The sequence below is a fragment of the Clostridium chauvoei genome (assembly GCF_002327185.1).
GTDB classification, from domain to species: Bacteria; Bacillota; Clostridia; order Clostridiales; family Clostridiaceae; genus Clostridium; species Clostridium chauvoei.
This window is the reverse complement of record NZ_CP018624.1, coordinates 1,321,495-1,343,390: the sequence shown is the minus strand read 5'-3', so window position 1 is coordinate 1,343,390 and position 21,896 is coordinate 1,321,495. Positions and strand designations below refer to the sequence as shown.

Sequence of the window (21,896 nt, the reverse complement as noted above, 5' to 3'; positions counted from 1 at the left end):
TATAGATACTAAAGAAATGAGGAGGAAAATATATGGCTACTATAAACTGGTTTCCTGGACATATGAAAAAAACTCAAAGGGAAATTAAAGAAAATCTTAAGTTAGTTGATGCTGTTATAGAAATAAGAGATGCTAGAATACCTAGAAGTTCAGCAAATCCTGATATAGATAAATTATGTGAAAACAAACCAAGAATAATATTATTAAATAAAAGTGATTTAATAGAACCAAGTGTTATGAAAATGTGGATAAAACACTTGACATCTGAAAATGTTAAAGTAATTGAAGCTAATTGTATAACAGGTAAAGGATTAAATCAAATAAAGCCTACATTAGAATTATTGCTTAAAGAAAAACATGATAGGTTAAAATCAAAGGGTTTAATAAAAATTCAAACAAGAGTTATGGTTGTTGGAATACCTAATGTTGGAAAATCTACATTTATAAATAAAATGGCCAAAAATAATATAGCAAAAACAGGGGATAGACCAGGAGTTACAAAAAGTAAACAATGGATAAAAACTAAAATGGATATAGAAATGATGGATACTCCAGGAGTATTATGGCCTAGATTTGAGGATGAGAGAACTGCATTAAATCTTGCTTTTACAGGAGCCATAAAAGATGAAATAATGGATATAGAAGAATTAGCTTATAATCTAGTAAAGAGATTACAAGTACATAATGGAGCTAAGTTAAAAGAGAGATATAAAATTGCAGAGGTAAGTGAAGATCCATTAGAAACTTTAGATGCAATTGCAAGAAAAAGAGGTTGCCTAATAAAAGGTGGAGAAATTGACTATAATAGAATAGCAGTAATACTTTTAGATGAGTTTAGAGGCGGAAAAGTAGGTAATATCGGATTAGAAAGACCAGATGATGTATTAGAAGAAGAGGAAGATACATTAGAAGGAGAAGAATAATGGATTTTTCAGATATCTCTAAATTAAGTTATAAAGTTATAAAAGAACAAGTAGATAAGTTAAATATTAAAGAATTAATAAAAAAAGAAGAAATTAATAAAATAATAGAAGGTTTATCTTCAGATACTAGAAAAAATGTTCAAAGTTTAGGTACTAAAATAAAAAAGAAAAGAAAAAGTATCAAGATGAAGTAATAAGAGTAAAAAATATGTATAGCTTTGATAGATCTTTTGGAGAATATAAATATGTTGCAGGGGTAGATGAGGTTGGTAGAGGTCCTTTAGCAGGCCCTATTGTAGCAGCTGCTGTTATTTTAGATTTAAATGCTTTAGATGAGGATATTATTTTGGAGCTTAATGATTCTAAAAAGATATCAAAGAAAAAAAGAGAAGAACTTTCAGAAGTAATAAAGAAAAAAGCTTTAGCTTATTCAATAAAAGAAGCGTCTAATAAAGAAATAGATGATAAGGGGATAGCTTATTGTAATAATAAAGTATTTCTTGATGCTTGTACTTCAATGTATATAAAACCAGATTTAGTTTTATCTGATGGATATTTAGTGAAAAATATACAAATAGATAATAAGTCAGTAATAAAAGGAGATACTAAATCAGCTTGTATTGCAGCTGCATCTATAATAGCTAAAGTATATAGAGATAATTTAATGAAAGAATATAGCTTTAAATATCCTAACTACGGTTTTGAAGAAAATTCAGGGTATGGTACTGAAAAACATGTGGAGTACTTAAAAAAAGTAGGTTCATGTGATATACATAGATTATCTTTTCTTAAAAATATATTAGGTAATTAGGATTTTCGAAAGGCATCTTCATAATGGTTAATTAAAAAAAGATTGTTTTTTGGATTTAGAAATATTTCTATAACATCAAATCTACAATTATAATTATAAAGTTTATTTAAGGTAATGTAATATTTACACAAGTTAATAATTTGTTTTTGTTTAGAGTAGGTAATAGCTTCTATTGGTGTTCCATATAAAGAGCTATACCTACTTTTTACTTCTACAAAAATAATGATTCCATCCTTTTTACAGATTAAATCTATTTCACCAAATCTATTTCTAAAATTTCTTTTTAGTATATAATATCCATGACTTTTTAAATAATTATAAGCTAAATCTTCACCATAATTTCCAATATCTTTATTAAAACTTTTCATAAAATCTCCTTTTAAAATAAATTATTAATTTACTTTAAATCTATCCTTATCTATTATATTTAATCAAAATTAAAAAAAAGTTCACAATTAATTTAAATTCTTATGTCAATAATCTTAAGGGGTGATTTATTATGTCAATAGAAATAGTAAGTGCAACTCATCATGGATTAGACGGAATATTAGTAAATGTAGAAGTAGATATAAGTAGGGGAATACCTAGTTTTAATTTAGTAGGTTTGCCTGATGCATCAGTTAAAGAAGCAAAAGAAAGGGTAAAGTCTGCCATTATAAACAGTGGTTTTAAATTTCCATTAGGAAGAATTACTGTGAATTTAGCACCTGCATATATAAGGAAAATAGGTTCATTATTAGATTTACCTATAGCAGTTGGTATATTAATGGCGTCTAACCAGATAAATACAAATGATTTAAGGGATTTTATTATATTTGGAGAATTATCCTTAGGAGGAGAGTTAAAGGCTGTTAAAGGCGCAGTACCAATAATATTTGAAGGGGATAATAAACATAAAAATAACTTTATATTTCCTTTTGAAAATTTAAAAGAAGTTAAATCTTTTAATTTAGGTAATTTTTATCCTTTTACTAATTTAAAAGAAGTAGTTTCCTTTATAAATAACAATGATTTATTACCATATAAAATAGAAGAACTTAAAGATAAAAAGGAAGATTATCTATTAGATTATGGAGAAATAATAGGTCAAAGAAGCTCTAAAAGGGCTATGGAAATAGCAGCTGCAGGAAGGCATAATATAATTCTTTTTGGTTCACCAGGAGCAGGTAAAACTATACTTGCAAAGGCGCTTCCATCTATAATGCCACCTTTAAGTAGTAATGAAAAAAAGGAAATTGCTAAAATATACAGTATATCTGGTTTTTTAAAAGATGAGAATGGAATAAAAAGACCTTTTAGAAATCCTCATCACACAATAACTAGAACAGCATTAGTTGGTGGGGGGAAAGAAATAAAAGCAGGGGAGATTACTTTAGCTCATAATGGAGTATTATTTTTAGATGAGATACTAGAGTTTAAAAGAGAGGTATTAGAAGTTTTAAGAGAGCCAATAGAAGAAAAAGTTATTAATATAAATAGATTAAATAGAAATTATGTATTTCCTTCTAATTTTTTGTTAGTAGGAGCTTTTAATCCTTGTCCATGTGGATTTGGGGGAATTGAAGACGATAAATGTATTTGTAGTGAAAATGAAAAAAGAAGGTATTTAAATAAATTATCAAGAGCACTTTTAGATAGAATAGATTTATTAAATTTTGTTCCAAGATTAAAATATGAAGATATAAATAATAAAAAAGATAAAATAACATCTAAAGTAATGAAGGAAAAAATTCTAAAAGCTATATATATCCAAGAAGAGAGATATAAAAATACAAAGTACAATTATAATTCAGAATTAAAGGGAAATGAAATAGAGGAATATTGTAACTTAAATAAAAGTACTAAGAATTTACTTGAAAATTATTATAATAAATATAATCTTACCATGAGAGGCTATTCAAAGCTTATAAAAGTAGCAAGAACTATAGCTGATTTAGAAGATTCTTATGAGGTTTTAGATCATCATATATTTGAAGCTATAGGATATAGAAAAAATGTAAATGGAGATATTATATAGAGAAAAGGGTGATAAAATGGAAGAGTATATATTATGGTATGTATTGTTAAAGTTAAGTAATAGGAGTAAGCTATTATTATTAAATAAGTATAAGAATGAAGAAAATATATATAATAATATAGATAATATAATTAAAAGTGGAATAATTAAAGGAAATACCATAAATAATATTAAATTATTAAATAAAGATAAAATAAAATTATTTGATAAGCATTTAAAAGATAATAACATAGGATATATTACTATTAACTCAAAGGATTATCCAAGAGAACTTTTATTTATAGAAGAACCACCTTATATACTTTTTTATAAGGGAGATTTATCCTTATTAAAAAATAGAAGAGTAGCTATAGTTGGGGCTAGACAATGTACTTGTTATGGTAAAGAAGTTGCAAAAGCAATAAGTGTAGAATTAACAAAAAATTTAATAACTATAGTAAGTGGATTAGCAAGTGGAATAGATGCTATAGCTCATAAAGAAACTTTAAATTATGGAAAAACAATTGCTGTTTTAGGGTGTGGAATAGATGTAGTTTATCCTAAATCTAATAGTAGATTATATAAAGATGTAGAAAAAAATGGTTTAATACTTTCAGAATTTTTACCAGGAACCAAACCCTTTTCTTACAATTTTCCAAGAAGGAATAGGATAATTAGTGGATTAAGTGAGGCTATTATAGTTATAGAAGCATCTCTTAAAAGTGGTTCTCTTATTACCGTATCCTTTGCCTTAGAACAAGGAAAAGATGTTATGGCAGTTCCGGGGTCTGTTTTGCAAAAATATAGTTTAGGATGCAATAAATTAATTAGAGATGGTGCTATAGTATTTACAGAACTAGAAGATTTATATACAATGCTTAGTATAGAAAAGAAAAAAATAATAGAAAATGATGAAAATTCCATAAAATCACAGGTTTTATCTACTATAAGCAGTGAACCAAGTCATTTAGATGATATTATGGAAAGGGTAAAAGTTGACAGAAAGGTATTATTTGAGTTATTATTTGAAATGCAAAATACAAATGAGATTATTTGCCTTCCAGGCAATTATTATGCGAAATTAACATGAATTTAAGGGGGTGTAACTCCAGAATTAATACTGGAGTTTTAGTATGGGACAAAATCTTGTAATAGTCGAGTCACCGGCAAAGGCTAAAACAATTGGTAAATATCTTGGGAAAAATTACACAGTAGAAGCTTCTATGGGACATGTAAGAGATTTACCTAAAAGTAAGCTTGGCGTTGATATAGAAGATAATTTTAATCCTAAATATATAACAATAAGAGGAAAAGGTGAACTGCTTAATAAATTAAAAAAAGCTGCTAAAAAAGCAGATAAAATATATCTTGCAACTGACCCTGACCGTGAAGGTGAGGCTATTTCATGGCATTTAGCTAATATTTTAAAGATAGATGAAAAAGAAAATTGTAGAATAGTATTTAATGAAATAACTAAAAGTGCAGTAAAGTCATCTATTAAAGAAGCTAGAAAAATAAATTTAAATTTAGTAGATGCTCAACAAGCAAGAAGAATATTAGATAGATTAGTTGGATATGAAATAAGTCCAATATTATGGAAAAATGTAAAATGGGGTTTAAGTGCAGGTAGAGTACAATCAGCAGCTCTTAAACTAATATGCGATAGAGAAGAAGAAGTTAAAGCATTTATTCCAGAAGAATACTGGACTGTAGATTGTAAAATGAAAAAAGAAAGAAAAAAATTTAATATAAAATTATCTACTTATAAAGGAAAGAAAGTTGAAATTTCAAGTAAAGAACAAGCAGATAAAATTATTATAAATTTAGAAAAAGGTGAATTTAAAGTAAATAAAGTTAAAAAGGGGAAAAAACAAAGAAATCCTCTTGCTCCATTTACTACAAGTACACTTCAACAAGATGCTTCAAAAAAATTAAACTTTATGACTAAAAGAACTATGTCTATAGCTCAAGCCCTTTATGAAGGAGTTGAAGTTAAAGGTTATGGAACAGTAGGTCTTATTACTTATATGAGAACAGACTCAGTTAGAATATCTGATGAAGCAAAGGAAAAGGCTTTAGATTTTATAACTAATACTTATGGAACTGATTATGTTCCTGAAATGCCTAGAGTATATAAAAGTAAAAAAAATATACAAGATGCTCATGAAGCTATAAGACCTTCATATATTGAAATAACTCCAGAAGTTGCAAAAAACTCATTAACTCCAGAACAATATAAATTATATTCATTAATATGGAAAAGATTTATGGCAAGTCAAATGGCTTCTTGTGAATTAAATACAAATAGTATAGAAATAGAAAATGGAGATTATAAATTAAAAGCTAGTGGTTCAACAATTGCTTTTGATGGGTTTATGAAACTTTATGAGTATTCAACATCAGAAGATGAGGAGGATGTAACATTACCTAAAATTGAAGAAGGTGAAATTTTAAATCCAGATTCAATACAAGGAGTTCAACATTTTACTCAACCACCTGCAAGATATACTGAAGCATCTTTTGTTAAATTACTTGAAGAAAAGGGAATAGGAAGACCTAGTACTTACGTTCCAACTATTTCAACTTTATTAAGTAGAAATTATGTTAATAGAGAAAAGAAAAATTTAATTCCAACAGAACTTGGATTTATTGTAAATAATATAGTAAGTGAATATTTTAAACAAATAGTTGATATTGATTTCACAGCTGAAATGGAAAGAAAGCTTGACTATATTGAAGAAGGTAGTGAAGAATGGAGAAAAGTTGTTGGAGAATTCTTCGAACCTTTAAAAATAGCAATAGAAAAGGCAGAAAAAGAAATATCAAAAGTTGTTATTGAAGATAAAGTAAGTGATGTACCATGTGATAAATGTGGTCGTATGATGGTTATAAAACATGGAAGATATGGAGACTTTTTAGCATGTCCAGGATATCCAGAATGTAAAAATGCAAAGCCTATAGTTGAAGAAATAGATACTCCATGTCCAAAGTGTGGAAAGAAGATAGTAGTTAAAAAGAGTAAAAAGGGTAAAAAGTTTTTTGGATGTTCAGGATATCCAGAATGTGATTTTGTAAGTTGGAATGAACCATTAAAAGATAGTTGTCCAGAATGTGGAGCATATATGGTTTTGAAATATAGTAAAACTAAAGGTAATTATGCCCAATGCTCTAATAGTGAATGTGGATATAAACAAGAAATAAAAAAAGAAGATAGCGACAATGATGGAGATAAAAAGAGTAAAGAAGACTAACTTTAATAAAAATTAGAGTTAGTTTAAAAAAAATCCTCATCCAAAGGAGAAAATGTCGAAAATAGTAAAAAAATTATTGAAAACAAATATTCTTTATGATAGTATATATAAGTAGTTAGATGGTGTCGCAAAATTGAGACAATTTTAAATTTTCTAAAAACAATAATTATTATTAACTATTTGGATGAGGAGGATGATTAAATGTCATCATTATTAAATAAAACTAGAATGTTAAATAAGATTTTACAAAAATCAGGGACAGATCCAGTGGCTTTTGAAGATATATGTTCATTATTAAGTGAAGTTTTATCTTGTAATGTTTATGTTGCAAGTAGAAAGGGAAAAGTATTAGGACATACTTTTTCTAAGAATTTTGAATGTGATATAATGAGAAAACACGTAGTAGAAGAAAAGAGATTCCCACAAGAGTACAATGAGAAGTTATTAAATGTACAAGATACTATATCAAATTTAGGTAATAAAGGCCTATGTGTATTTGATGGAGAAGATAATTGTATAATGGAAGATAAAATAACTACTATAGTACCTATAATTGGGAATAGAGAAAGACTAGGTACTTTAATTTTAGCTAGATTCGGAGAAGAATTTACTGATGAAGATTTAGTACTTGCTGAATATAGCGCTACTATAGTTGGGATGGAAGTTTTAAGATCTAAGCAAGATGAGTTTGAAGCAGAAGCTAGAAAGAAAGCTGTTGTTCAATTAGCTATTGGAACTTTATCATACTCAGAGTTAGAAGCAGTTGAACATATTTTCGGAGAACTAGATGGAACAGAAGGATTATTAGTAGCTTCAAAAATAGCAGACAAGGTTGGAATAACAAGAAGTGTTATTGTAAATGCGTTAAGAAAGTTTGAAAGTGCTGGTGTTATAGAATCAAGATCTCTTGGAATGAAAGGGACACACATAAAAATATTAAATGAAAAGTTATTAGATGAATTAAAAAAGATTAAATAATTCAAAATGTGGTACAATATATAAAGTAGTATATTGTGCCATATTTTTTTCTTTATATTTTTATTAGTAAATAAAAATATGTTGCTACTATAATAACCTTATGTTATACTAACAAAGGTAATAAAATACGCACATTGTCCGATTTATAAAGTCGGTGCCTTATTTAAGGAAACTTTATAAGAATTAAAGACAGTGGAGGAAAAACCAGGAGGTAACAAGATGTCAGTAATATCAATGAAACAATTATTAGAAGCAGGTGTACACTTTGGACACCAAACAAGAAGATGGAACCCTAAGATGGCTCCTTATATATTCACAGAAAGAAATGGAATATATATAATAGATCTTCAAAAGACTGTTAAGAAAGCAGACGAAGCTTATAACTTCATCAAAGAAGTTGCTACTGAAGGAAAAGACATATTATTTGTTGGAACTAAGAAGCAAGCTCAAGAAGCTATTCAAGAAGAAGCTATAAGATCAAACATGCACTTCGTTAACAATAGATGGTTAGGTGGAATGTTAACAAACTTCAAAACTATCAAAACAAGAATAAACAGACTTGAAGCTTTACAAACTATGGAACAAGATGGTACTTTTGATGTACTACCTAAGAAAGAAGTTATAAAGTTAAAAGGCGAAATGGAAAAACTTGAAAAGAACCTTGGCGGAATCAGAAATCTTGATGCTTCAAACATAGGAGCTATGTTTGTTGTAGATCCAAGAAAAGAAAAGAACGCTATCTCAGAAGCTAAGATATTAGGAATCCCTGTTGTTGGAATAGTTGACACTAACTGTGATCCAGAAGAAGTTGACTACGTAATTCCAGGAAACGATGATGCTATAAGAGCTGTTAAGTTAATAACTGCAAAAATGGCTGATGGTATAATCGAAGGAAGACAAGGCGAACAATTAGCTGAATAATTATAAAGGTGAGTGGGGGTTCCCATTTACCTTTTAATTTAAATAATAAGGTTTACATTGTGTTAGGAGGAATTTAGATTATGATAACTGCTCAATCAGTTAAAGAATTAAGAGAAAAAACTGGTGCAGGAATGATGGACTGCAAAAAGGCTTTAACAGAATCTCAAGGAGATATGGAAAAGGCTGTTGAAATATTAAGAGAAAAGGGTCTTGCTGCTGCTGCAAAGAAAGCAGGAAGAGTTGCTGCAGAAGGTATAGTTAAGACTTACATATCAGATGATAAGAAGACAGCTGGTATAGTTGAATTAAACTGTGAAACTGACTTCGTTGCTGCAAATGAAGAGTTTGTTACTTTTGCAACAAGATTAGCTGAAATGGCTTCAACAACAAAATCTACTACAGTAGAAGAATTCGTTACTGAAAAGTACGATGCTGAAAATACTGTAACAGAAGCATTAACTGCATTAATTGCTAAATTAGGCGAAAATATGACAGTTAGAAGATTTGACAGATTCGCTATAGAAAACGGAGTTGTTCAAAGCTATATCCACGGTGGTGGAAGAATTGGTGTTGTAGTAGAATTAGCTTGTGATACTGCAAGTGATGTTTTAGCAGAAGTTGCTAAGGACGTTTGTATGCAAGTTGCTGCTGCTAATCCAGCATTCTTAAGCAAAGATGATGTAGATAACACAGCTTTAGAAAAAGAAAAGGAAATCTACAGAGTTCAAGCTTTAAATGAAGGAAAACCAGAAAAGATAGTTGAAAAAATGGTAATGGGAAGAATTCAAAAGTACTACAAAGAAGTATGTCTTTTAGATCAAGCTTGGGTTAAAGATGGAGATAAGAGTATAACTAAATATCTTCAAGAAAAATCAAAAGAAGTTGGTTCTCCAATAACTGTAACTAGATTCGTTAGATTCGAAAGAGGAGAAGGAATCGAAAAGGCTGAAGATAACTTCGCAGAAGAAGTAGCTAAGATGAGCAAATAAAACCGAAGAGAACACTTTTGTGTTCTCTTTTTTTAAAAAATAAGTAGTCATTAAAGTATGGAGGTACTAATTATGGAGAAATGTGCATATAAAAGAGTAATACTTAAAGTTTCAGGTGAAGCGTTAGCAGGTCAAAATGGATTTGGATTTGATTTTGATATAATAAAGAGAATAGCTTTAGAGGTTAAGGCTTTAGTAGATATGAATGTAGAAGTAGGTCTAGTAGTAGGCGGCGGAAACATTTGGAGAGGCAGAAGCGGAGAAGGAATGGACAGATCTCAAGCTGATTATATGGGTATGATGGCTACTTGTATAAATGCATTAGCTCTTCAAGATTCATTAGAACAAGCAGGAGTAATGACTAGAGTTCAAACTGCTATAGAAATGAAGGAAATAGCAGAACCGTTTATAAGAAGAAGAGCAGTTAGACATTTAGAAAAAGGAAGAGTAGTTATATTTGCAGCAGGAACAGGAAATCCTTATTTCTCAACTGATACTACAGCAGCATTAAGAGCAGCTGAAATAGAAGCTGATGTAATTCTTTTAGCTAAAAAGGTTGATGGTGTTTACGATAAGGATCCTCACAAATATAATGATGCAAAAAAATATGATACATTAACATATATAGAAGTTTTAGAACAAGGATTACAAGTAATGGATTCAACTGCAACTTCATTATGTATGGATAATAATATTCCAATATTAGTATTTGGATTAGACGAATCAGGTAATATCAAAAAAGCAATATCAGGTGAGAAGATAGGAACTTTAGTTTCATCTAAAAAATAAGGAGGATGTTTATGATTAAAGAAATTATTAAAAAAGCGGAAGATAAAATGCAAAAGACTATTTCAGTTCTTCAAAAAGACCTTTCAACAATGAAAGCTGGAAGAGCTAACCCTACAATGCTTGATAGAATTCAAGTAGATTACTATGGAAGCCCATGTCCACTAAATCAAGTTGCTAATATATCAGCTCCAGAACCAAGAGTATTAGTAATAACTCCATGGGAAAAAACTCTATTAAAAGAAATAGAAAAAGCTATATTAGTATCAGATCTTGGAATAAATCCTTCAAATGATGGAACAATAATAAGACTTATAGTTCCTGAACTAACAGAAGAAACAAGAAAAAACCTTGTTAAAAATGTTAAGAAAACAGGGGAAGATGCTAAAATTGCATTAAGATCAATAAGAAGAGAAGCTAATGACAAAATAAAGTCATTAAAGAAAGATGGAGATATCTCAGAAGATGAAGTTAAGAGCGGAGAAGAAAAAGTTCAAAAAGTAACGGATTCTTTTGTTAAAGAAATAGATGCTGTAATAATAGCAAAAGAAAAAGAGATTATGTCAATTTAAAACCTGCTCTTAGCAGGTTTTTTTCCTTATGTATAATGGTGGAGGGAAAAGTTATGTTTAGATTTTTTAGAAACAACAAAGAAAAAAAAGAAGTACAAAATATAGATATAGACAGAAATAATATTCCAAAGCACATAGCAATAATTATGGATGGAAATGGAAGATGGGCCAAAGCTAGAAATTTACCTAGAACTATGGGACATAAAGCTGGGGTAGAAACCATTAGAAGAATATTAAAAGAAGCTCATAGATTAGATATAAAGTATTTAACGCTATATGCTTTCTCAACTGAAAATTGGAAAAGACCAGAGGAAGAAGTTGGAGCTCTTATGAAATTACTTGTAGAATATTTAAGAGCTGAACTTAAAGAACTTAATGAAAATGGTGTAGTAATCAGGATTTTAGGAGATCTTTCAAAGCTTAATAGTACTGTAAGAGAAGAAGTAGAAAAAGCAATAGAGCTTACAAAAAACAATAAAGGTGTTGTTATGAATATTGCTTTTAATTACGGTGGAAGAGATGAAATAATTAGAGCTGTTAAACTTGTATCTGAAGATGTTAAAAAGGGAATACTAAAGTCAGAAGATATAAAGGAAGAAACTTTTGAAAGCTATTTATATACAAAAAATACTCCAGATCCAGATCTTATTATAAGACCTTCAGGAGAGCAAAGAATAAGTAATTTCTTATTATGGCAGTGTGCATATTCAGAGTTTTGGTATTCTTATATATGTTGGCCTGATTTTAAAGAAGAACACTTACATAAAGCTATATATGATTATCAAAATAGAGATAGAAGATATGGTGGAGTATAAAAGTTGGGGTGAAAAACGTGAAATCAAACAATAGATATTTAGGAGCTCTTATGATAGCACCTTTTATAATATTTATATTTTTAGGTGGTATTTATTTAAAGGCATTTACAATTTTACTTTCTATAGGTGGATTATATGAATTTTATAATGCATTAAAAGAAAAAGAGTTTAAACCTGTTCCATTAATAGGATATTTAATGTTAGCATTATTCTATTTAACTGGAAATAAATTTGATATATTAACTTTTATTATAATATTTGCAACATTTATATTACTTTGTCTTCCAGTAATTGATTTAAAATATACCTTTATAGATGTAGGTTTAACTATATTAGGATTTATATATGTTGTTGTATTATTTAGTTTTATACCTTTAGTTAATATTAAACCTTCTGGAGAATACTTAGTATGGCTTATATTTTTAGGTTCTTGGCTTGCAGATACTGCAGCATATTATTCAGGTAAATATTTAGGTAAGAAAAAATTATGTCCAAAGGTTAGTCCTAAAAAGACAATTGCAGGATCGATAGGCGGGTTTTTAGGAAGTACTGTTGGATGTGGAATTTTTGGTATTATAGTAGGAAACTATGTGCCTAATGTTCAATTAATTCACTTCTTTTTAATAGGAGCTCTTTGTGGAATAATGGGACAATTTGGTGATTTAGTAGCATCCTCAATAAAAAGATATGTAGGATTAAAAGATTATAGTAATCTAATTCCAGGTCATGGTGGTATATTAGATAGATTTGACTCTATATTATTCAATGCTACGGTAGTATTTTATTATTTAACATTTATAGTAAAGATTTAATTTAAAACTACTTCAAAGTTATTAAAATAATTTTGAAGTAGTTTATTTTTTGTAATTATAAAGGTTTATAAATAATATAATCATAGTATGATTAAGGTAAGGAGTTATAAGATGAAATTTGATGAGCAATATACTAAAGTTATAAAATTAATAATATTATTTATAGTTTTAGTGATAATTACTATTTTAATAAAAGAATACTTTACTCCTTTTTTTATTATAATTTTTATGTTACTTATAAATCACCCAATTTATAAATTTCTAGTTAAAAGGAATATAAATAAAAATATTTCAGCAATAATTAGTTTACTAATTGTTAACCTAAGTTTGTTTTTTATTATATTTTATTTTGGAAACACTCTTATTACACTATTTCAAAAATTTTATATTGGAAATACTTTGGCTGTAGATAACTTTGTAAATAATATAAGAGTGTTATTACATTTTGATTTAAATAAAGCAATAAAAACTTTAACTAAAATACTAAATAGCTCTATTATACTTCAAGGAGCTTCAATTACAGGAGAAAGTTTAATTGGATATTTTATTGGTAATATAGCTACATATTTTATATTAGTAGATAAAACTAAGGTATATGATTTATTAACCATGCTTTTACCTAAAGATGTAGTGAAAAATATATATATAAAAAAAGCTAATTTAAAGGAAGTTTTTAAAATAGAAATAAATTTAGTTTTTTTAACAGCCTTTGTTACTATAATTGGATTTAAAATTTTAGGGGTAGATAATAGTATTTTTTTAGGAATTATATGTGGAATGTTAGATATCTTACCTTATGTTGGAACAATAATTGTTTTTATACCAATTATAATATACAATATTATAATGAAAAGATATTTACTAGTAATAGGATTTATAGCATTATATTTTTTAATTCAAATATTTAGAGAAATTTTAGAGGCTAAATTTTTAAGTAATAAATTAGAGATACATCCGTTAGTAGTAATGCTTTCCATATATGTAGGGGTAAAAATGTTTGGATTTGTTGGTATAATTGCAGGTCCAGTTTATTGTATAATTGCAAAGGATATAATTTATAATGCAGAGGAAGAATACTAGGAGGTAAGTTATGAAAAATATTTCAATTTTAGGGGCAACAGGCTCAATAGGTACACAAACATTAGATGTAATAAGACAATCAAATGGTGATATAAAGTTAATTGGGGTTACAGCTAATTCATCAGTAGATAAAATCAAAGAAATAATAGACGAATTTAATCCTAAATATATTGCTATGATGGATAAAGAAAGCGCTGAAAAAGTAAAGGCTTATACTTTAGAAAAATCATTAAATACAGTAGTTTTAGATGGCATAGAAGGATTAGAAAAAATAGCTTCATTAGATGAAATTGATATGGTAGTTACATCTGTAGTTGGTATGATAGGACTTAAGCCTACTATGAAGGCTATAGAAGCTAAAAAAGATATTGCACTTGCTAATAAGGAGACATTAGTAGTTGCAGGAGAACTAGTTATGAAAAAAGCAAAGGAAATGGGAGTTGAAATTTTACCGGTAGATTCAGAACATAGTGCTATATTTCAAGCATTAAGTGGTTATACTGAAAAAGATATAAATAAAATAATTTTAACAGCTTCAGGTGGACCATTTAGAGGCAAAAAAATAGAAGATTTAAAAAACGTTACAGTAAAAGATGCTCTTAAACATCCAAAATGGAATATGGGGCAAAAAATATCTATAGATTCAGCAAGTCTTATGAATAAAGGACTTGAGGTTATTGAAGCACATTTTCTATTTGATTGTCCATATGAGAATATAGAAGTTGTTGTGCATAAACAAAGTATAATACATTCAATGGTAGAGTATAAAGATGCTAGTATAATAGCTCAACTAGGATCAGCAGATATGAGGCTTCCGATTCAATATGCTATTAATAAAAGAGAAAGAAAGTCGCAAATCGCTAAACCAATAAGTTTTCTTGAAATTTCAGAGTTAACTTTTGAAAAACCAGATTTTGAAACTTTTAAATGTTTAAAACTAGCTTATGAAGCTGGAAAAGAAGGTGGATTGGCTACAACTATATTAAATGGTGCTAATGAAGAAGCTGTTGCATTATTATTAGAAGAGAAGATACAATTTCTTCAAATAGCAGAAATAATAGAAGAATGTATGATATATTTTGAAGATGAAAAAACTAAAAAATTAACTTTAGATAATATTATAGAATTAGATAAAAAAGTAAGAGAGTATATTAGAGGAAAATGGAATTAGGAGGACAAAATATTGTATATTATTTTAGCATTACTAGGATTTAGTTTGCTTATAATTGTTCATGAACTTGGACATTTTATAATGGCGAAGGTTAATGGAATAAGAGTAGAAGAATTTGCTATAGGTATGGGACCTAAGATATTTAAAACTCAAGGAAAAGAAACTATGTATTCAATAGGTTTATTTCCTATTGGAGGATATGTAAAAATGATGGGAGAAGAGGAAGATGTTCAAGATGAAAGAAGTTTTTCATCTAAATCACCTCTTAGAAGAATAAGTGTTATAATAGCTGGTGCAGCGATGAACTTTTTATTTGCAATTCTTATATTTACGATTTTTTTATCAAAGTTTGGATATAGAATTTCAGAAGTAAGAAGTGTATCAGATAAATCACCTGCATATGAGGCTGGAGTTGAAGTTGGAGATAAGTTTTTAAAGGTAGATGGAAGCAAAGTATTTTCAGCTGATGATATAATAGTTGCGATAAATATGGCAAAGAATAGACCAGTAGATTTTCTAGTAGAAAGAAATGGTGAAAAAAGAGAGATAACAATAACACCAGAGTTAATAAATGAAAATGGGAAAGAAGTTTATAGAATAGGTTTTGGATTTGAAGTAAATGAAAATCCTACTATTTTAGAAAGCTTTAAAGAAAGCTTTAAGCAAACGGCATCAGTTGTAGTTCAAAGCTTTAAAGGACTTAAAATGATAGTAACAGGTAAAGCTAATTTAAAAACTGATGTAGGTGGTCCAGTATCTATTATAAAGATGTCTAGTGAGGCTGCTAAAAATGGTATTTGGAACCTTATGTACTTTGTAGCATTTATAAGTGTAAATTTAGCTGTATTTAATATGTTACCTATACCAGCTTTAGATGGAGGTTGGACTATAATATTACTTATAGAATTAATTACAAAGAAAAAGGTACCAGATAAAATAGTAGGAACAATAAATTATATAGGGTTAATGGCGTTATTTGGGCTTATGATTTTAGTTACCATAAAAGATATATTATTCCCTATTAAGTTTTAAAGTGAGGTAAATATGGAAAGAAAAAATACAAGAAAAGTTAAGGTTGGAAATGTATATGTTGGTGGAGATGCTAATGTTTCAATTCAATCAATGACTAATACAGATACAAGAGATGTAAATAAGACTTTAGATCAAATAAATGTTTTATATAAAGCTGGATGTGAAATAATAAGATGTGCAGTTCCTGATAATGAAGCTGCAGTGGCATTAAAGGAAATATGTGAAAAATCACCTATTCCTGTAGTTGCAGACATACATTTTGATTATAGATTAGCTTTAGAAGCAATTAAAAATGGAGTTTCAGCTCTTAGAATAAATCCAGGTAATATTGGTAATGAGGAAAGAATTAAGCTAGTAGCAGAGGCAGCAAAAGAAAAGGGAATTCCAATAAGAATAGGAGTAAATTCTGGATCTTTAGAAAAAGATATACTTGAAAGAGATGGAAAACCAACCGCTAAAGGACTAGTTGAATCTGCTATGAGACATGTTAAAATACTAGAAGAATTAAAGTTTTTTGATATAGTAATTTCAATAAAGTCTTCTGATGTAAGTATGATGATAGAATCTTATAGACTAATGAGTGAAACTTGTGATTATCCTCTTCATTTAGGTGTTACAGAATCAGGAACACCATTTAGAGGTACTATAAAGTCAAGTATAGGACTAGGAACCTTATTAGCAGAAGGAATTGGTGATACAATAAGAGTATCATTAACAAGTGATCCTATAGAAGAAATTAAAGTAGCAAAGGAAATTCTTAAAGCCTTAAATTTAAGAGAAAATGGATTGCAGTTTATATCATGTCCAACTTGCGGAAGAACTCAAATAAATTTAATTAAAATTGCTGAAGAAGTAGAGAAAAGATTAGAAAATATAGATAAAAATATAAAGGTTGCAGTAATGGGGTGTGTAGTTAATGGACCTGGAGAAGCAAGAGAAGCTGATATTGGAATTGCAGGTGGAAAAGGCGAAGGTATAATATTTAAAAAAGGTAAAATAGTTAAAAAAGTAAAAGAAGAAGAGTTAATAGAAGCTTTAATGAAAGAAATAGAAAATCTATAAAATAAATTAAAATGAAGAGACTAAAGAAATAGAAAAGGTATTCTGATTCTTTTGCTTCTCTTCATTCTTTTAGTTGCATAAAATTAAAAGATGGGGGTGATGTTTTGAGTGAAGAAGTTTTAAAAAAGATTAAAAAAGAAATTAATAAAAATGAGTCTTTAGAAGATAAAGAAATTAATATAATAAGATTTCAATTTTTAAGAAAAAGTAATGTATTAAAGGTAGTTTTAAGGGCGAAAGATTCATTAAATGAAGAAGAAAAGCAACAAATTAAAATGGCGATAAAAAACACTCTAAACATAGATATAGACATAGATATTTTATTTTATAGAGATATATCTAATGTTACATTAGAGCAAATAATAGATAAATATTGGATTGAGGTTACTGAAAATATAATAAAGAAAACCCCATTAGCTAAAGTTTTACTTGTAAATGGCGTAAAAGAAATTAAAGATTCTAATATCATAGTAAGAAGTGGATATGATAAGATACTAGAACATGTTATATCTAAAAATATTCCAAAACAAGTATCTCAAAATATTGAAAATATATTTGGAATTAAATCTAAAGTTATTTTTCAATATGATGAGAATTTAGAAGTAGTTGATAATAATAGTGAAAAGATACAAAAAGAAGCAGAAGTATTAAAAGAAATATTTAATGGAAGAAATATCGCAAAAGAAGTCTCACATCCTAAAAAAGAAAATAAGCAAGATAAACCTAAGAAAACCTATGAAAAGAGAGAATTCAAAAGAGAACCGAAAACTGAAAATAATATCATAGGTAGAGGAATAAGTAATGAAGTTATTTCTATAGATGAAATAGATGAAACATCAGGAATAGTTGCTATATTAGGAGAGGTATTTAAAACCGATATAGTAGAAACTAAAACAGGAAAAATAATATTAACATTTTTTATAACAGATTATACAAGTTCTATAACAGTTAAATGTTTCTTAAAGCCTCAAGAGAAGGATGAAGTTTTAGATCAAATAAAGAAGGGTCTATACTGTAAAGTAAGAGGTGAAGCTATTTATGATACTTACGCTAGAGAAGTAGTAATAATGGGTAGAGATATTATTAAGATGAAAAAGAATGAAAGAATGGATGGGGCAAAAGAAAAGAGAGTAGAGCTTCATTGTCATACAACTATGAGTGCTATGGATGGAGTAACATCTGTTAGTAAAATTATAGAAAGAGCTGCAAAATGGGGCCACCCTGCTATAGCTATAACAGATCATGGTGTAGTTCAGGCATTCCCAGATGCTCAAATAGCTGCTAAAAAAAATAAAATAAAAGTAATTTATGGTGTAGAAGGGTATTTGGTAAACGATGGAGTTCCTATAGCTTTAAATGAAAAAGGACAAAGTTTTGATGATACCTATGTAGTTTTTGATATAGAAACTACAGGATTTTCTGCTAAAAATGATAAAATAATAGAAATTGGAGCTGTTAAAGTTAAAGGGAAAGAAATTATAGATAATTTTAGTGTTTTTGTTTACCCAGAATGTAGAATTCCATATCATATAACAAAGCTTACTGGAATTACAGATGAAATGGTTCAAGATGCAGAAACAATAGAAAAGGTGCTACCTAAATTTTTAGATTTTATAGGAGATAGCATAGTTGTTGCTCATAATGCTCCTTTTGACACAGGATTTATAAAAAAGAATTGTAAAGATTTGGGCTTAGATTTTGATAACACTATTTTAGATACAGTACCATTATGTAGATTTTTATATACTGATTTAAAGAGAGTAAAACTTAATGTTGTTGCTAAATATCTTGGGATATCTCTTGAAAACCATCATAGAGCTATAGATGATGCTAAGGCTACAGCTGAGATACTTTTAATATCTTTAAAAAAGATAATTGAAGAAAAAGAAATTAATGATTTAAAGTCTTTAAATGAAGAGTTTTTAAATCATATAGATATAAAAAAAGAAAATACTAATCATATAATTATATTAGCCAAAACTCAAACTGGAATTAAAAATTTATATAAGTTAGTATCAGAAGCACATATAGATAACTTTTTTAAAAGGGCTAGAACAAAGAAAAGTCGTCTTATGGAAATGAGAGATGGACTTATTATTGGATCAGCTTGTGAAGCAGGAGAGATATATAAAGCTGTCTTAGATGGAAAAGAAGACGAAGAAGTAAAAGAAAAGATGAATTTTTATGATTATATAGAAATTCAGCCTATAGGAAATAATAGTTTTCTTATTGGAAAAGGTATAGTTAAAGATGAAGATGAACTTAGAAATTTAAATAAAAAGATTTATGATTTAGCAACTGAATGTAATAAACCTGTAGTTGCAACAGGAGATGTTCATTTTTTAGATCCACATGATGAAGCTTTTAGACGTATAATAATGGCTGGTAAAGGCTTTACTGATGCAGATAAACAGGCACCATTATATTTAAAGACTACAGAAGAAATGTTAAGAGAATTTTCATATCTTGGAGAAGAGGTTGCAAAAGAGGTAGTTATTAAAAATCCACAAGCAATAGCCGATGCAGTAGAGGGTATAAAGCCTATTCCAGATGAAACATATCCTCCTAAAATTGAAGGTGCAGATGAAGAAATAAGAGCTATGACTATGAATAAAGTTCATTCAATTTATGGAGATCCATTACCAGAAGTAGTTCAGAAAAGACTTGATAAAGAACTACATTCAATTATAAGTAATGGATATGCAGTACTTTATCTTATAGCACAAAAACTAGTTGCAAAATCATTGCAAGATGGATATTTAGTTGGTTCGAGAGGGTCCGTTGGATCATCCTTTGTAGCCACTATGTCTGATATTACGGAGGTTAATGGACTTCCACCACATTATGTCTGTCCAAATTGCAAAAAATCAGAGTTTTTCTTAGATGGATCAGTAAGTTCGGGTGCAGATTTACCAGATAAAATTTGTCCAGAATGTGGAACGAAATATAAAAAAGATGGTCATGACATACCTTTTGAAACTTTCCTTGGTTTTGAAGGTGATAAAGAACCAGATATTGACCTTAACTTTTCAGGAGAATATCAAGGTGAAGTTCATAAATACACAGAGGTGCTATTTGGTAAAGGTTTCGTTTTTAAAGCTGGAACCATAGGTACAGTTGCTGAAAAAACTGCTTACGGATATGTTAGAAAATATCTAGATGAAAGAAACCTTAGAGCTTCTAATGCAGAAATAGAAAGATTAACTATAGGGTGTACTGGTATTAAAAGAACTACAGGACAACATCCAGGGGGAATTATGGTTGTACCAAGTGATAATGAAATATATAATTTTACACCAATACAACGCCCCGCGGATGATCCAACATCTGATGTTACTACTACACACTTTGATTATCATTCAATATCAGGTAGACTTTTAAAACTTGATATATTAGGGCACGACGATCCTACAGTACTTAGAATGCTTCAAGATTTAACGGGATTAGACCCTAAAACAATACCATTAAATGATGAGAAGGTTATATCATTATTTACCTCTCCAGAGGCTTTAGGAGTAACAAAAGAAGAATTAGGGTGTGAAGTTGGTAGTTATGGACTTCCTGAGTTTGGTACCAAGTTTGTTAGAGGTATGCTTGTAGATACTCAACCTAAAAGTTTTGCTGATTTAGTTAGAATATCAGGATTATCCCATGGTACAGATGTATGGTTAAATAATGCACAACATTTTATAAAAGAAGGATATACAACTCTTAAAGATTGTATATCTACAAGAGATGATATTATGATTTATCTAATGTATGCTGGAGTACCACCTAAGATGGCATTTACAATAATGGAAAGCGTAAGAAAGGGAAAAGGTCTTACAGAGGATTTTGAAAAAACAATGAAAGAAAATAATGTTCCAGATTGGTATATAGAATCTTGTAAAAGAATAAAATATATGTTCCCTAAAGGTCATGCTGTAGCTTATGTTATGATGGCTGTAAGGATTGCATATTATAAAGTTTATTATCCAGAGGCATATTATACAACGTATTTTACAGTAAGAGCTGATGATTTTGATGCGGATTTAATTTGTAAAGGAGCTTCAGCAGTTAAAGCAAGACTTGAAGAACTATATGAATTAGGAACAAAAGTTACAGTTAAAGATAAAGGAATGATTACAGTTTTAGAACTTTCATATGAACTTTACGCAAGAGGATTTAAATTTTTAAAAGTAAATTTATATGAATCAGAAGCAGTGAAGTTTAAAATTGAAAAGGATGGAATAAGACCACCTATAAATGCACTACAAGGTGTAGGAGAAAATGCTGCTAAGAGTATAGTAGAAGCAAGAAAAGATGGTGAGTTTATTTCAAAAGAAGATTTAAGGTTAAGATCTAAAGTGTCAAAAACTGTTATAGAAACCTTATCAAATCATGGTTGTTTAGATGGATTACCTGAAACTAATCAATTATCATTATTTTAGATATAAATTTTATAATTTATATAAAAGGTATAAGAATTATAAATAAAGGGTAAGTAATAAATATAGTGTATTTGTAATTTATCCAGCTTACCCCTTGTTTTAATTTGTAATTTATGATAGTATTTTATAAGAAAGTAATTTACTAATAGCTGGAGATTGGAGTGGGAAGATTTGATGCCCGCTCTTTCTATTTAAATGCAACTACTCTTAGTTGCTTTTTTAATATAGTTTTTTAGTAAGCTTTAAACTAATAAAAACTGAATATAG

Annotated in this window: 17 protein-coding genes and 1 pseudogene; 17 read left to right on the top strand and 1 reads right to left on the bottom strand. The window is 28.6% G+C overall.

Features of this window, described 5'->3' with window-relative positions:
- The first annotated feature begins 32 nt into the window (after positions 1–32).
- Positions 33–923: a ribosome biogenesis GTPase YlqF gene (ylqF, locus tag BTM21_RS06310; protein ID WP_021875551.1), complete on the top strand. Its 891-nt coding sequence runs from the start codon at positions 33–35 to the stop codon at positions 921–923.
- Positions 923–1,734 (top strand): annotated as a pseudogene (locus BTM21_RS06305) (ribonuclease HII). The gene ylqF and the pseudogene BTM21_RS06305 overlap by 1 nt, the downstream one beginning before the upstream one ends.
- Here the strand turns inward: BTM21_RS06305 and BTM21_RS06300 are convergent.
- Positions 1,731–2,102: a YraN family protein gene (locus BTM21_RS06300; protein ID WP_079481320.1), complete on the bottom strand. Its 372-nt coding sequence runs from the start codon at positions 2,100–2,102 to the stop codon at positions 1,731–1,733. The pseudogene BTM21_RS06305 and the gene BTM21_RS06300 sit on opposite strands and share 4 nt — an antisense overlap.
- Positions 2,103–2,233: 131 nt before the next feature.
- On the opposite strand from BTM21_RS06300, the gene BTM21_RS06295 reads away from it, so the two are divergent.
- The 15 genes from BTM21_RS06295 to BTM21_RS06225 all read left to right on the top strand — a co-directional run bounded on the left by BTM21_RS06295 (position 2,234) and on the right by BTM21_RS06225 (position 21,629).
- The gene (locus BTM21_RS06295) at positions 2,234–3,751 is read left to right on the top strand and encodes a YifB family Mg chelatase-like AAA ATPase (protein WP_021875553.1); all 1,518 of its coding nucleotides are present in this window, start codon (positions 2,234–2,236) and stop codon (positions 3,749–3,751) included.
- 16 nt (positions 3,752–3,767) lie between these two features.
- Positions 3,768–4,820, top strand: a complete 1,053-nt coding sequence (dprA, locus tag BTM21_RS06290; RefSeq protein ID WP_021875554.1) for a DNA-processing protein DprA — start codon at positions 3,768–3,770, stop codon at positions 4,818–4,820.
- Between the two features lie 43 nt (positions 4,821–4,863).
- Entirely contained in the window at positions 4,864–6,981 is a 2,118-nt protein-coding gene (gene topA, locus BTM21_RS06285) for a type I DNA topoisomerase (RefSeq protein WP_021875555.1), read from the top strand.
- A gap of 201 nt (positions 6,982–7,182) precedes the next feature.
- Positions 7,183–7,959, top strand: a complete 777-nt coding sequence (gene codY / locus BTM21_RS06280; RefSeq protein ID WP_021875556.1) for a GTP-sensing pleiotropic transcriptional regulator CodY — start codon at positions 7,183–7,185, stop codon at positions 7,957–7,959.
- Positions 7,960–8,178: 219 nt separating this feature from the next.
- Positions 8,179–8,880 carry a 30S ribosomal protein S2 gene (gene rpsB, locus BTM21_RS06275; RefSeq protein ID WP_079481321.1) on the top strand — a complete coding sequence of 234 codons (702 nt, stop codon included), beginning with the start codon at positions 8,179–8,181 and terminating at the stop codon, positions 8,878–8,880.
- 80 nt (positions 8,881–8,960) lie between these two features.
- Positions 8,961–9,869, top strand: a complete 909-nt coding sequence (gene tsf / locus BTM21_RS06270) for a translation elongation factor Ts (protein WP_021875558.1) — start codon at positions 8,961–8,963, stop codon at positions 9,867–9,869.
- 72 nt (positions 9,870–9,941) lie between these two features.
- Positions 9,942–10,658: a UMP kinase gene (pyrH, locus tag BTM21_RS06265; RefSeq protein ID WP_021875559.1), complete on the top strand. Its 717-nt coding sequence runs from the start codon at positions 9,942–9,944 to the stop codon at positions 10,656–10,658.
- 11 nt (positions 10,659–10,669) lie between these two features.
- Positions 10,670–11,227 carry a ribosome recycling factor gene (gene frr / locus BTM21_RS06260; protein WP_021875560.1) on the top strand — a complete coding sequence of 186 codons (558 nt, stop codon included), beginning with the start codon at positions 10,670–10,672 and terminating at the stop codon, positions 11,225–11,227.
- A gap of 53 nt (positions 11,228–11,280) precedes the next feature.
- Positions 11,281–12,042 (top strand): isoprenyl transferase, encoded by a 762-nt coding sequence (locus BTM21_RS06255; protein WP_079481322.1) that lies wholly within the window; start codon positions 11,281–11,283, stop codon positions 12,040–12,042.
- A 17-nt stretch (positions 12,043–12,059) separates the two neighbouring features.
- Positions 12,060–12,854, top strand: a complete 795-nt coding sequence (locus BTM21_RS06250) for a phosphatidate cytidylyltransferase (RefSeq protein WP_021875562.1) — start codon at positions 12,060–12,062, stop codon at positions 12,852–12,854.
- Between the two features lie 111 nt (positions 12,855–12,965).
- The gene (locus tag BTM21_RS06245) at positions 12,966–13,934 is read left to right on the top strand and encodes an AI-2E family transporter (RefSeq protein WP_079481323.1); all 969 of its coding nucleotides are present in this window, start codon (positions 12,966–12,968) and stop codon (positions 13,932–13,934) included.
- Between the two features lie 10 nt (positions 13,935–13,944).
- Complete coding sequence (gene dxr, locus BTM21_RS06240; protein ID WP_021875564.1) at positions 13,945–15,105, top strand: 1-deoxy-D-xylulose-5-phosphate reductoisomerase; 1,161 nt, start codon at positions 13,945–13,947, stop codon at positions 15,103–15,105.
- 12 nt (positions 15,106–15,117) lie between these two features.
- Positions 15,118–16,137 (top strand): RIP metalloprotease RseP, encoded by a 1,020-nt coding sequence (rseP, locus tag BTM21_RS06235; RefSeq protein ID WP_021875565.1) that lies wholly within the window; start codon positions 15,118–15,120, stop codon positions 16,135–16,137.
- A gap of 12 nt (positions 16,138–16,149) precedes the next feature.
- A complete protein-coding gene (gene ispG, locus BTM21_RS06230) occupies positions 16,150–17,199 on the top strand; it encodes a flavodoxin-dependent (E)-4-hydroxy-3-methylbut-2-enyl-diphosphate synthase (RefSeq protein WP_021875566.1) in 1,050 nt (349 codons plus the stop codon).
- A gap of 104 nt (positions 17,200–17,303) precedes the next feature.
- Entirely contained in the window at positions 17,304–21,629 is a 4,326-nt protein-coding gene (locus BTM21_RS06225; protein ID WP_021875567.1) for a PolC-type DNA polymerase III, read from the top strand.
- The last annotated feature ends 267 nt before the right edge of the window (positions 21,630–21,896 follow it).

Coding starts and splice junctions, on each gene's coding strand:
- BTM21_RS06245 (WP_079481323.1), top strand. CDS start 12,966: ATGAAATTTGATGAGCAATATACTAAAGTTATAAAATTAATAATATTA.
- BTM21_RS06295 (WP_021875553.1), top strand. CDS start 2,234: ATGTCAATAGAAATAGTAAGTGCAACTCATCATGGATTAGACGGAATA.
- ylqF (WP_021875551.1), top strand. CDS start 33: ATGGCTACTATAAACTGGTTTCCTGGACATATGAAAAAAACTCAAAGG.
- ispG (WP_021875566.1), top strand. CDS start 16,150: ATGGAAAGAAAAAATACAAGAAAAGTTAAGGTTGGAAATGTATATGTT.
- tsf (WP_021875558.1), top strand. CDS start 8,961: ATGATAACTGCTCAATCAGTTAAAGAATTAAGAGAAAAAACTGGTGCA.
- BTM21_RS06255 (WP_079481322.1), top strand. CDS start 11,281: ATGTTTAGATTTTTTAGAAACAACAAAGAAAAAAAAGAAGTACAAAAT.
- BTM21_RS06300 (WP_079481320.1), bottom strand. CDS start 2,102: ATGAAAAGTTTTAATAAAGATATTGGAAATTATGGTGAAGATTTAGCT.
- frr (WP_021875560.1), top strand. CDS start 10,670: ATGATTAAAGAAATTATTAAAAAAGCGGAAGATAAAATGCAAAAGACT.
- dxr (WP_021875564.1), top strand. CDS start 13,945: ATGAAAAATATTTCAATTTTAGGGGCAACAGGCTCAATAGGTACACAA.
- codY (WP_021875556.1), top strand. CDS start 7,183: ATGTCATCATTATTAAATAAAACTAGAATGTTAAATAAGATTTTACAA.
- dprA (WP_021875554.1), top strand. CDS start 3,768: ATGGAAGAGTATATATTATGGTATGTATTGTTAAAGTTAAGTAATAGG.
- pyrH (WP_021875559.1), top strand. CDS start 9,942: ATGGAGAAATGTGCATATAAAAGAGTAATACTTAAAGTTTCAGGTGAA.
- rpsB (WP_079481321.1), top strand. CDS start 8,179: ATGTCAGTAATATCAATGAAACAATTATTAGAAGCAGGTGTACACTTT.
- topA (WP_021875555.1), top strand. CDS start 4,864: ATGGGACAAAATCTTGTAATAGTCGAGTCACCGGCAAAGGCTAAAACA.